The organism is Pseudoalteromonas sp. SG43-7 (assembly GCF_014164295.1).
GTDB lineage: Bacteria > Pseudomonadota > Gammaproteobacteria > Enterobacterales > Alteromonadaceae > Pseudoalteromonas > Pseudoalteromonas rhizosphaerae.
Map to the genome: position 1 here is coordinate 1 of NZ_JACJEY010000087.1, position 11541 is coordinate 11541.

9 protein-coding genes, 3 tRNA genes and 1 pseudogene are annotated in these 11541 nt (G+C 41.5%); 12 read left to right on the forward strand and 1 reads right to left on the reverse strand.

Features of this window, described 5'->3' with window-relative positions; translation table 11 throughout:
• The first annotated feature begins 42 nt into the window (after positions 1-42).
• The 11 genes from H5200_RS21940 to nth all read left to right on the forward strand — a co-directional run bounded on the left by H5200_RS21940 (position 43) and on the right by nth (position 9418).
• Positions 43-119 (forward strand) — tRNA-Asn (locus H5200_RS21940).
• 23 nt (positions 120-142) lie between these two features.
• A tRNA-Asn gene (locus H5200_RS21945) sits at positions 143-219 on the forward strand.
• 27 nt (positions 220-246) lie between these two features.
• Positions 247-323: transfer RNA gene (locus H5200_RS21950), tRNA-Asn, on the forward strand.
• 150 nt (positions 324-473) lie between these two features.
• On the forward strand, positions 474-2417 hold the full coding sequence (locus H5200_RS21955) for an EAL domain-containing protein (protein ID WP_182762633.1): 1944 nt from the start codon (positions 474-476) through the stop codon (positions 2415-2417).
• 249 nt (positions 2418-2666) lie between these two features.
• Complete coding sequence (rsxA, locus tag H5200_RS21960; RefSeq protein WP_145240727.1) at positions 2667-3248, forward strand: electron transport complex subunit RsxA; 582 nt, start codon at positions 2667-2669, stop codon at positions 3246-3248.
• A 1-nt stretch (position 3249) separates the two neighbouring features.
• The gene (gene rsxB, locus H5200_RS21965) at positions 3250-3804 is read left to right on the forward strand and encodes an electron transport complex subunit RsxB (protein ID WP_145240725.1); all 555 of its coding nucleotides are present in this window, start codon (positions 3250-3252) and stop codon (positions 3802-3804) included.
• A 9-nt stretch (positions 3805-3813) separates the two neighbouring features.
• Positions 3814-6363, forward strand: a complete 2550-nt coding sequence (gene rsxC, locus H5200_RS21970; RefSeq protein ID WP_182762635.1) for an electron transport complex subunit RsxC — start codon at positions 3814-3816, stop codon at positions 6361-6363.
• Entirely contained in the window at positions 6363-7421 is a 1059-nt protein-coding gene (rsxD, locus tag H5200_RS21975; protein WP_145240721.1) for an electron transport complex subunit RsxD, read from the forward strand. The genes rsxC and rsxD overlap by 1 nt, the downstream gene beginning before the upstream one ends.
• Entirely contained in the window at positions 7418-8053 is a 636-nt protein-coding gene (rsxG, locus tag H5200_RS21980; protein ID WP_182762637.1) for an electron transport complex subunit RsxG, read from the forward strand. Before rsxD ends, rsxG begins: the two co-directional genes overlap by 4 nt.
• On the forward strand, positions 8050-8748 hold the full coding sequence (locus H5200_RS21985) for an electron transport complex subunit E (protein WP_145240717.1): 699 nt from the start codon (positions 8050-8052) through the stop codon (positions 8746-8748). Before rsxG ends, H5200_RS21985 begins: the two co-directional genes overlap by 4 nt.
• A 37-nt stretch (positions 8749-8785) precedes the next feature.
• On the forward strand, positions 8786-9418 hold the full coding sequence (gene nth, locus H5200_RS21990; protein WP_145240715.1) for an endonuclease III: 633 nt from the start codon (positions 8786-8788) through the stop codon (positions 9416-9418).
• 99 nt (positions 9419-9517) lie between these two features.
• On the opposite strand, the gene H5200_RS21995 is transcribed toward nth, so the two are convergent.
• On the reverse strand, positions 9518-10909 hold the full coding sequence (locus H5200_RS21995) for an alpha-amylase family glycosyl hydrolase (protein WP_145240713.1): 1392 nt from the start codon (positions 10907-10909) through the stop codon (positions 9518-9520).
• 115 nt (positions 10910-11024) lie between these two features.
• Here H5200_RS21995 and H5200_RS22000 point away from each other — a divergent pair.
• Positions 11025-11273 (forward strand): annotated as a pseudogene (locus H5200_RS22000) (endonuclease III); the annotation flags it as partial.
• Between the last annotated feature and the right edge of the window lie 268 nt (positions 11274-11541).

Here is an 11541-nt window from a genome sequence, read left to right on the forward strand (position 1 = left end):
CGAGTCGGGGAGGGGGAGCCAGTCTTTTCAGCCATAAACGATTCCCCCTTAGCTCAGTTGGTTAGAGCGACGGACTGTTAATCCGCAGGTCCCCCGTTCGAGTCGGGGAGGGGGAGCCAAGTTTATGTAATATGATTATTGTTCCCCCTTAGCTCAGTTGGTTAGAGCGACGGACTGTTAATCCGCAGGTCCCCCGTTCGAGTCGGGGAGGGGGAGCCAAATCATATAAAATTTAAGTATTGTAGTTCCCCCTTAGCTCAGTTGGTTAGAGCGACGGACTGTTAATCCGCAGGTCCCCCGTTCGAGTCGGGGAGGGGGAGCCAACTTAAAGAATCAATTAGACTTTCCTAAACAATTCCACTACTCTACTACAATCAAAATATTTCTTTTTAATACACATTTAATAAGTGTAAAATAATTTGATTAATCAAGGATCTGATTCCTTCCCTTTGATCTACTAAAAAGAATAAGACATGGCTGGTTTCAAAAAACTCATATTTATTCAATTAATATCTTGGCTGTTGTTTGCAAGTATTGGTGGCTATTTTGTTGCGTCAGCGTTTGATAACGCAGTTAGCGATGCGCAGTACAAAACGCAATCAGTGGTAAACAATTATATTAGCAAGCATTCTATTGCTGAAATAACACCAGATAAACTTCAGCAAGTGCTTGCTGATGGTAATACTTTTTCTTCATTTATTTTGCGTGATCAGCAAGGTAAAGAACTCATAAATATTACATCCCCTACTTCATTACCAGCCATTGCGCAATTAGTTAACACCAGCTTTAACTCTATCCGTCCTCAATTTGCTGTTAATCAAGCGTCTGATATCAAAGTTGAATTTACTATTAATGCCAATAACCTTGGGTTGATACTCCAACAAGCGATGTTTATTGTTATTTTAGTGTCAGGTTTAATGGCAATTATTCCCATTGTGTTTATGAAAACCATGTTTAGTAAGCTAAATAGAAATATAAGCATGACAGTGGCTGAGATAATTGATGTTTATATCAATCAAAATCAAGTCAACAACGGTCTTGAAACAGCAATTAATAGCAGCAAAATAAAACAACTGGGCGTTGACCTAGTGCCGAGCTTTAATCGCCTGTCGCACTTTTTACAAAGTAAGCATGATGATATTCAAAATGCCGCACATTCTATCAAGCAAGAAGCTTATAAAGATGTAGTTACTGAACTTGGCAACCGTAATATGTTTGTTGAATATTATGAGAAGTACATTGAAAGCAGTGAAAAAAGCACCTTTGGCTCTTTGGCAATGGTTCGTTGTAGTGAATTACAAGCAATCAACCAAACTCGTGGTTACCAAAAAGGTGACGAGTATGTCAAAGCTGTGGCTGATATTATTAAACATATCAGCGGCACATATACAGGCAGTAAAGTTTTTCGTTTGAATAGCTCAGATTTCGCGATTGTGCTGCCTAACACTCCTCTAAAGGAATCTGAACGTTTTGGTGATAACTTACAATCTCGATTTACTCAATATCAGCAAAACCAAGAATTAAGCTCAGTAGCAAATACTGGGATCGTCGCTTATGAAAAAGGCAAACCCTTAGGTGAGCTACTTTCGATAGTAGACAATGCTATGAGCATGGCCCAATCAAAACAAGCTAACGCCTGGCATATACAACGCGAAACTGATTTAGTTAATAATGTAAGTGCAGGATTTGGCAATCAAAACTGGCGTAAAGTGATTAATGAAGTCATTGAAGCTGAGCGTGTACATTTGGTAATGCAAAACATTATGCCAATTGGTAAAAGCATGAAGGCCTACGCTGAAATTCAAGTACGCTTTAAAACAACAGAAAACCAAGTATTGCCAACCGCTTCATTTTTAGCCATGGCTGAAAAGCTTGATATGGCGATGGAAATTGATCAGTTAATCATTAATTCATCACTGGAAAAAATTAAGAGCCGTAATTTCTCTGAAAAATTCTTTGGTTTGAATGTTACCGCATCAAGCGCACACAATGATCAGTTCGTAATTTGGCTAGAGCGACGTTTATTAAAAGACACAAATATTGCCTCAAAACTGGTATTCGAAGTGAGTGAATTTGGCTTACAGCAAAATATTAAAGCCAGTAAACGCTTTATAGATATGATCCACCGTGTTGGTGCTCGGATCACGGTAGAACGATTTGGTGTTGGTTTAACCTCGTTTAAGTTTTTCCGCGATTTAAAACCTGACTTTATCAAAATGGATGCAAGCTATACTCGCGGCCTTGAAGAAGATAAAAATAACCAATACTTTATGCGTTTAATGGTCGACCTCGCGCATCGAATTGGTGTTAGTGTTTTTGCTGAGGGTGTTGAAAGCCAAGAAGAAAAACACATTATTGAAACTTTATGTCTTGATGGTGTGCAAGGTTATTACATCGAAAAGCCAAAAGATATTTAATCAATCTAAAGGGTGCTTTGAGCACCTTTTTAGTTTTCTAGTAGTTTATTTCCCCCTCCCCTGATCTGCTTTATCATTCCAAATGTCAGTAACTAGGTTAATGAACAGTTAATCTTTATTTATCATGCTATAAATTTCTAAATGCAATTCACTATCATTATTAAATGAGCCGTTTATTTACCTTCTACGTGTTGTTAAACAGCCAATAAAAAAGGATAATGTCGGCGTTTATTATAGCTTGAGGCGAACATGACAGAATATGTATTGCTGTTGATCGGCACAGTACTGGTTAATAACTTTGTGTTAGTACAATTTTTAGGTCTATGCCCGTTTATGGGGGTATCTGGCAAACTGGATACAGCTATAGGCATGTCACTTGCGACCACTTTTGTGTTAACACTTGCCTCTGTAACAAGCTATCTAGTTAATCAATATATTTTGATCCCACTTGATATCACGTATTTACGTACTCTAAGCTTTATTTTAGTGATTGCGGTGGTGGTTCAGTTTACCGAAATGGTAGTCAGAAAAACCAGCCCAACGCTGTATCGCTTACTCGGTATATTTTTACCTTTGATCACCACAAACTGTGCGGTCTTAGGTGTTGCGTTACTAAATGTCAAAGAGGATCATACGTTTTTACAATCTGCAGTATATGGCTTTGGCGCTGCTGTTGGTTTTTCTATGGTACTGGTTTTATTTGCAGCTCTTCGTGAACGCTTAACCGCTGCTGACGTACCTACCCCCTTTAAAGGCGCATCGATTGCGATGATCACCGCAGGCTTAATGTCGATGGCCTTTATGGGCTTTACAGGATTAGTGAAGTTTTAACATGACCTTGTTTTATGCCTTGATTGCGCTGGGAACCCTAGCACTCATTTTTGGTTTGATCTTAGGATTTGCTGCTGTGCGCTATCGAGTGCAAAGTAATCCGATTGTTGAACAGATCGATACTATATTACCGCAAACACAGTGCGGCCAGTGTGGCTATCCGGGTTGTCGCCCTTATGCAGAAGCCATCGCCAATGGCGATGAGATTAATAAATGTCCACCAGGTGGCGATGCGACAGTAAAAAAATTAGCTGACTTAATGGGTGTTGAAGCTAAACCCCTTGCCGGTGGCGAACAAGCTGAACCGATAAAAACCGTTGCCTATATACGTGAAGATGAATGTATTGGTTGTACCAAATGTATTCAAGCTTGTCCTGTCGATGCCATTGTTGGTGCCACGCGCCAAATGCATACTGTTTTAATTGATGAATGTACGGGTTGTGACTTATGTGTTGAACCTTGTCCTGTTGACTGTATTGATATGCTGCCTGTAGAAACCACTAAGCAAACGTGGAAATGGCAACTAGATGCAATCCCAGTAACACAGATTGATTAAGGGCTCCCTATGGAAAAGCTAATCGCACAGATAAAACAAGGTAAAGTGTGGCCGTTTCCAGGTGGCATTCATCCACCGGGACAAAAAACAATTTCCAACAGTCAAGCAATCGCCCGTTTACCTTTGCCTGACAAACTCGTTGTGCCATTAAAACAACATATTGGTGCTAACGGTCAACTGATCGTCGAAAAAGGCCAACAGGTACTTAAAGGGCAAGCACTTACAAAGCCTGTTGCGAATTGGTCGGTGCCAATACACGCCCCGACTTCTGGTACTATTACTGATATTTGCCAAATGCCGTCTGCGCATCCATCGGCATTGCCTGAATTGTGTGTAATTATTGAGCCCGATGGCCAAGATAGCTGGTGTGCGTTAGCACCGGTGACAACACCAAGCCAGCTTTCTCACGAGCAACTTATCGATATTATTCATGACCGTGGTATTGCCGGTATGGGCGGTGCAGGATTCCCAACTTATATTAAAGCAGATAGTCGCAAAGCAATTGAGTATTTTATTGTTAATGCAGTGGAATGTGAGCCCTATATTACTGCTGATGATGTACTAATGCGTGAGCATGCTGCAGGCATTATTGCTGGCATAGAGATCATGCAGCAATTGCTTACACCAACACTTACTATCGTTGGTATAGAAGATAACAAACCAGAGGCCATCGCAGCCATGCAGGCAGCGGCTGAGTATAATGACAAAATAATCATTCAAACAGTTCCTACTGTTTATCCTTCTGGTGGTGAAAAGCAATTAATTAAGCTACTTACCAATAAAGAAGTCCCTAGTGGGGGAATTCCAGCAGATATCGGTGTGTTAGTACAAAACGTCGGCACTTTATTTGCTGTTCATCAAGCTGTCTATGAAGGTAAGCCACTAATTGAACGTGTTATTACGGTAACAGGTAATACAATTCATAATCCGGGTAATGTATGGGCTTTATTAGGCACTGAAATAAAACATCTACTTGATTGCCAAGGCTTTTCACCAGTGCCACAGCAACGCGTTGTAATGGGCGGCCCTATGATGGGCTTTACTTTGCCAACGGTGCGTATCGGCGTGGTAAAAACCACTAACTGTATTTTAGCCCCAGATCATGATGAGCTGGCAGAGCCCGGCCCTGAAAAAGCCTGTATTCGTTGTAGTGCTTGTGCTGATGCCTGCCCTGCTTCACTGTTGCCTCAGCAATTACAATGGTTTGCTAAATCAAAAGAATACGACAAACTGAAAGAGCATAACCTGTTTGATTGTATTGAATGCGGTGCTTGCGCGTATGTGTGCCCAAGTGAAATTCCGCTGGTGCAGTATTACCGTGTGGCTAAAGTTGAAATAAAAGAACAGCAAGCTGAGCAAGTTAAAGCTGAACGTGCGAAAGAGCGCTTTGAACTTCGAAAACAACGCCTAGAGCGGGAGCAAGAAGCACGACAAAATCGCCATAAACGCAAACCAGCTGCTGAAAAATCGGCTGACGAAAAACAAAAAATTGCCGATGCTCTAGCACGCGTTAAAAACAAACCAGCAAAAGATGACGACAAATCAGCTGTGGCCGCTGCAATTGCTCGCGCCAAAGCTAAAAAACAAAATCAAGAAGCAACGCTTGAACCAGATAACAGTGACGTAGCATTAGAGCGCGCAGCGCGCAAAGAGCAAGCTCGCAAATACAAAGAGCAAAAAGCCGCAAGCAGTACAGCTGCTGATCCGGATGATAAAAAGTCAGCCGTGGCCGCTGCGATTGCCCGCGCTAAAGCGAAAAAAGCGGCGGCATCAGAAGATGAAAGCGATAACACGACTGCTGCACCTACTGATGATAAAAAAGCCGCTGTAGCCGCTGCAATTGCTCGTGCTAAAGCAAAAAAGGCAGCACAGGCTGAACCAGCAGCAAGCGTAGAAAACGACAACTCTGAAAGTGAAGTCGCTACAGCCTCACCTGCCGATGATAAAAAAGCCGCTGTCGCTGCTGCAATTGCCCGTGCAAAAGCGAAAAAGGCAGCACAGGCTGAGCCAGCAGCAAGCGTAGAAAACGACAGTTCTGAAAGTGAAGTTACTTCAACCTCACCTGCCGATGATAAAAAAGCCGCTGTCGCTGCTGCTATTGCTCGTGCAAAAGCGAAAAAGGCAGCACAAGCAGCAAGCGTAGAAAACGACAGCTCTGAAAGTGAAATTACTACAGCCTCACCTGCCGATGATAAAAAAGCCGCTGTCGCTGCCGCCATTGCCCGCGCGAAAGCGAAAAAGGCTGCACAAGCAGCAAGCGTAGAAAACGACAATTCTGAAAGTGAAGTCGCTACAGCCTTACCTGCCGATGATAAAAAAGCCGCTGTCGCTGCCGCCATTGCCCGCGCGAAAGCGAAAAAGGCTGCAAAAGCTGAACAAGCAGCAAGCGTAGAAAACGACGATGCTGAAAATGAAACTTCGGCTACAGCGATAAACGAAGCTGAAATCGCTGAAGATAAACCAGAACAGACCGCACAAGATAAGAAAAAGGCCGCTGTTGCCGCAGCGATTGCCCGTGCAAAGGCTAAAAAATTACAACAAGAAGGAAGTGATAAGTAATGAAGCTAACTATGGCCAGTTCGCCGCATAGCCACAGTCATAAATCACTTAGCAGGTTGATGCAAACAGTGATCTTAGCCTGTATTCCTGGACTTATCGCACAACTGTATTTTTTTGGTACGGGTGTATTGATCCAGCTAATTTTAGCGTTAGTCACGGTTAGTATCAGTGAAGCCATTATTATGCTTATTCGCAAGCGCCCTGTATGGCCTGCGCTTGGAGATGGCAGTGCATGGCTTACTGCGGTCTTATTAGCATTAAGTATTCCGCCACTCGCCCCATGGTGGGTTATTGTGATCGGTAGCTTTTTTGCCATCGTCATTGTTAAACAGCTCTATGGTGGCCTTGGTTTCAATTTATTTAACCCTGCCATGGCTGCATACGTGTTATTGCTTATTTCGTTCCCTGTGCAAATGACCACTTGGATGCCAGTTAGTGACTTACTGGCAAACCCAATTAGTCTTACTCAACAGCTTAGCGTTATTTTTAATGGCTTTACCAGTGCAGGTTTTAGTGTTGATCAACTTAGAGTTGGGGTTGATGGCGTAACAATGGCCACACCTTTGGATACCATCAAGACTGATATCGCTCATGGTTTAACCGTATCTGAAAGCATGCAAGCCGCTATTTTTAATAGTTGGTTAGGACAAGGTTGGGGCTGGGTAAATCTTGGCTTTTTAATCGGTGGCTTATACCTTATTAAAGCCAAAGTTATAAATTGGCATATCCCAGTTGGTGTAATTGCATCAATTGCTGTGTGCAGCGCAATTGGTTATATCGCAGCACCTGGTACTGAGCCTGGTATGGTATTTCATTTATTTAGTGGCGCAACCATGTTAGGGGCCTTTTTCATAGCCACGGATCCGGTTTCGGCAGCTACCACTAATCGCGGCCGGTTAATTTACGGCGCATTGATTGGTTTATTAGTTTATTTGATTCGTACTTTTGGCGGTTACCCAGATGCCATGGCGTTTGCTGTGTTACTACTCAATATGGCCGTTCCACTGATAGACTATTACACTCAACCACGTACTTATGGCCATGGGGTGAATAAATGATTATTTCATCAATGACAAAAAATGGCGCTATTTTAGCCCTGTTTGCCCTGCTCACTACCGGCGCTGTTGGTATTATCCATAACCTCACGGCTGACAGTATTGCAGAGCAAGAGCGCAAACAACTTTCATTACAGCTGCAAGATGTACTCGCCCCTGATTTTTACGATAATACTCTTTATCAAGATTGTGCCATCATTGATGATCCACTACTTGGTAATAAACCACAAACCGTTTATCGTGCTCGCAAGGGTGGCCAACCTGTTGCTTTAGTAATGCGCCACGTGACGCCAAAAGGTTATAGCGGCGATATAAGTTTATTAACTGCCGTATTTGCAAACGGGGACGTTGCCGGAGTACGTGTTACTAAACACGAAGAAACGCCTGGTCTTGGTGATAAAGTAGAATTGAAAAAATCTCTTTGGATCACTTCATTTAAAGATAAAACTGTACTTGATGACGACGATACTCGCTGGGCAGTAAAAAAAGATGGCGGAGACTTTGATCAATTCACTGGCGCTACCATTACACCACGTGCCGTGGTTGGCTCAGTAAAACACGCTGTGTTATTCTCAAAAAACAATTTCGATGCGGTATTTAGTGCTGATAACGCATGCCAAGTAGGTGAGCCATGAGCCAATTAAAAGAACTGTTTAACGAAGGAATGTGGAAAAACAACCCTGCCCTCGTGCAATTACTCGGTTTGTGCCCACTACTGGCCGTCACATCAACGATAACCAATGCGATGGGCCTCGGTTTAGCCACTCTGCTGGTATTAGTTGGCTCGAACGTCACAATTTCTGCGGTGCGTAATTTCGTGCCAAAAGATATCCGCATTCCTGTATTTGTGATGTTTATCGCAGGCTTTGTAACCATAGTGCAGCTATTAATGAATGCCTATACGTTTGGCTTATATCAATCGCTAGGAATATTTATTCCACTGATAGTTACTAACTGCGCTATTATCGGCCGCGCTGAAGCGTATGCCTCTAAGAATCCGATTCATTTATCAGCGTTTGACGGTTTAATGATGGGCTCTGGCTTTATGGTAGTACTGGTTGTGCTTGGCGCAATGCGTGAGTTGATCGGCCAAGGTACCTTATTTGATGGCGCCGATTTACTACTGGGCCCATGGGCATCGGTTTTACGCATTGAAGTATTTAGTTTTGATAATCAATTTTTGCTCGCTATTTTACCACCCGGTGCATTTTTAGGTTTGGGCTTACTGATTGCTGCTAAAAATGTCATTGATGCGCAAATAAAAGCAAAACAAGTAGCACCACCAGTGGCCGAAAAAGGCCCACGAGCAAGGGTCACCAGTTTAACTTAAGGGGAAGCGCACAGTATTTACTGTGCGTTTAAGTTGCATGAATAAAGAAAAACGATACGAAATACTCTCTCGCTTGCGCGAGCAAAACCCACATCCAGAAACCGAGCTTGAATATTCAAGCCCGTTTGAACTGTTAGTTGCGGTAACGCTATCAGCACAAGCAACTGACGTTGGGGTAAATAAAGCCACCCGTAAGCTCTTTCCCGTCGCCAATACGCCGCAAGCAATTTTAGATTTAGGCCACGATAAACTTCGCGATTACATTAAAACCATCGGTTTGTTTAATTCTAAAGCTGCCAATGTGTACAAAATGTGCCAAATTTTAGTTGATAAGCACAACAGCGAAGTGCCTGAGAATCGTGAAGCCCTAGAAGCCCTACCCGGCGTTGGCCGTAAAACTGCCAATGTGGTACTCAACACCGCCTTCGGCTGGCCGACAATCGCGGTAGATACCCACATAGACCGCGTATCAAACCGCACTAAATTTGCTATGGGTAAGAACGTTGTTGAAGTAGAAAAAAAGCTATTAAAAGTTGTACCAGCAGAGTTTAAAGTAGATGTACATCACTGGCTCATTTTACATGGACGTTATACCTGTGTGGCGCGTAAGCCAAAGTGTGGCAGCTGTATAATTGAAGATTTATGTGAGTTTAAAGAAAAGACTGAGTAACTAATTTTTAATTGAAATATTAAGATAATCATACGATATGTGCCCTACGTATGATTATCTTAATTTGAAAACCTCAAATAAACGCTTAACCTTTAAACATTACCGGACATAAACTCTATACTCCCAAGGCGCCAACTTAAGGCTTGCGTCTTCAGTAAGCGTTGCCTTTTGTTTGCTAAATAGCTCTGTATATACTCCAGCTGTTTGTGGACCCATAAATTGAATATCTTGCTCTTTATCAGAAAAATTAATCACAACAAACACTTTATCTTTGGTATTTTCGCGGATAAAACTAAACACCTCTGTCGGATTAGTATTATAAATACGCTCCATTGTCGCGCCATATTTACCATGCCACAACGCACTATTTTGTTTCTGCAAAGCTAAGAGCTTCTGAATCAATGGCTTAAATTTATGTTCTTTCCATTCGATAGGATCTTTTTCAAAAAACTCAAGCCGCTTAATATTCCCAGCTTCAAGTCCATTATAAATTAATGGCATACCTTCACCGACAATAGACAATACGATTGCTGTCGCTACTTTTTCTTCGCTACCATAACGCTCAAACACGGTTCCTTCCCATGAATTAGCATCGTGATTTGAAACATACGTCATCCGATAGCTATTTTTCGGATACGCTCCCTCATTCCATGAATAGTATACAAACAATCTATTTAAATCAGCGTGACCACTTAAAATATCATGAATAGCTTCCTGCCAAGACCATGCATAAGTAGCATCAAAAGCTTTAGCATGTAAATCACGCATTTCCCATTCAGCTAACATAAAAACGGGCTTGATCGCGTCTAGCTCCGCCCTAACGTTTTCCCAAAAATCGAGAGGAACAAAACCAGCTACATCACATCGATAACCATCAATATTTACTTCTTTGACCCAATACTTCATTGCATCAGTCATGTATTCACGCATTTCTGGTACGTTATAATCAAAGTCGATTATGTCTGACCAATCCCACCACGGCGTAGGTTGAAAATTACCTTGCGAATTTTTTGTATACCAATTTGGATGCTTATGTCTTAATTCATTATCCCAAGCACTATGATTTGCTACCCAATCTAGAATAACGTACATACCTAATTCGTGAGCAGCGTTAACAAAGCTTTTTAAGTCATCTAAGGTACCAAACTCAGGATTAACACCGTAGTAATCTTTTACTGAATAAGGGCTACCCAGCGACCCTTTTCTGTTTTCTTCGCCAATCGGATGAATCGGCATTAACCAAAGAATATCGACGCCAAGTTCTTTTAATCGTGGTAGTTGATGCTCAGCGGCTGCAAATGTTCCTTCAGGTGTGAACTGTCGCGTATTAATTTGATAAAAACTTGCGTTCTTACTCCACTGAGGATGCGTTAACTTCACATATTCTTGTGGAACATAATTAGAGGAAATATTTGTTGTCTTAGTTTTTTTACTTATATTAGTGCAGGCACACAGCCCTAAAAATAGTAATATTATTGAAAGGTTTTTCATTTATAAAGCCCCTTAAACGATTAAGTTTTAACAATATGCGATGTAGTGAAATTATTTTCAACAAACTATTAACATGAATACGTATGTAAGTCTTAATGCCTATCTACGATAATTATCATTCGGTTGGCCTACCATCGCGGTAGATACCCACATAGACCGCGTATCAAACCGCACTAAATTTGCTATGGGTAAGAACGTTGTTGAAGTAGAAAAAAAGCTATTAAAAGTTGTTCCAGCAGAGTTTAAAGTAGATGTACATCACTGGCTTATTTTACATGGTCGTTATGTTTGTACAGCCCGCAAACCAAAATGTGGCAGTTGTATTATTGAAGATTTGTGCGAGTTCAAGGATAAAACTGAATAATGTTTATTCTTTTTTGAGCCAATAAGTAAACTTTAAATTTTTATCTTTGCTGTTGGTTTTTTGCATGCATTATTTAACTGCTAATGACTAACCAATTACATTAAAATGACGGTATTCTTATTCAATTTTTAGTACTTCGATTTTAAGTGTCAACAACAACCGAAAAGTGATCCACTCCACCATTTGAATAATGATCCACTATTTATTAAGGTTTTCCATTAATCCGGCTTGTTTCTTTTCTTTGATCCTATAACTTTCCCCCTTAATT

What these genes read in the sequence shown, in the direction of transcription:
- H5200_RS21955 (WP_182762633.1), top strand. Translation starts at nt 474, where the DNA reads ATGGCTGGTTTCAAAAAACTCATATTTATTCAATTAATATCTTGGCTG.
- rsxA (WP_145240727.1), top strand. Translation starts at nt 2,667, where the DNA reads ATGACAGAATATGTATTGCTGTTGATCGGCACAGTACTGGTTAATAAC.
- rsxB (WP_145240725.1), top strand. Translation starts at nt 3,250, where the DNA reads ATGACCTTGTTTTATGCCTTGATTGCGCTGGGAACCCTAGCACTCATT.
- rsxC (WP_182762635.1), top strand. Translation starts at nt 3,814, where the DNA reads ATGGAAAAGCTAATCGCACAGATAAAACAAGGTAAAGTGTGGCCGTTT.
- rsxD (WP_145240721.1), top strand. Translation starts at nt 6,363, where the DNA reads ATGAAGCTAACTATGGCCAGTTCGCCGCATAGCCACAGTCATAAATCA.
- rsxG (WP_182762637.1), top strand. Translation starts at nt 7,418, where the DNA reads ATGATTATTTCATCAATGACAAAAAATGGCGCTATTTTAGCCCTGTTT.
- H5200_RS21985 (WP_145240717.1), top strand. Translation starts at nt 8,050, where the DNA reads ATGAGCCAATTAAAAGAACTGTTTAACGAAGGAATGTGGAAAAACAAC.
- nth (WP_145240715.1), top strand. Translation starts at nt 8,786, where the DNA reads ATGAATAAAGAAAAACGATACGAAATACTCTCTCGCTTGCGCGAGCAA.
- H5200_RS21995 (WP_145240713.1), bottom strand. Translation starts at nt 10,909, where the DNA reads ATGAAAAACCTTTCAATAATATTACTATTTTTAGGGCTGTGTGCCTGC.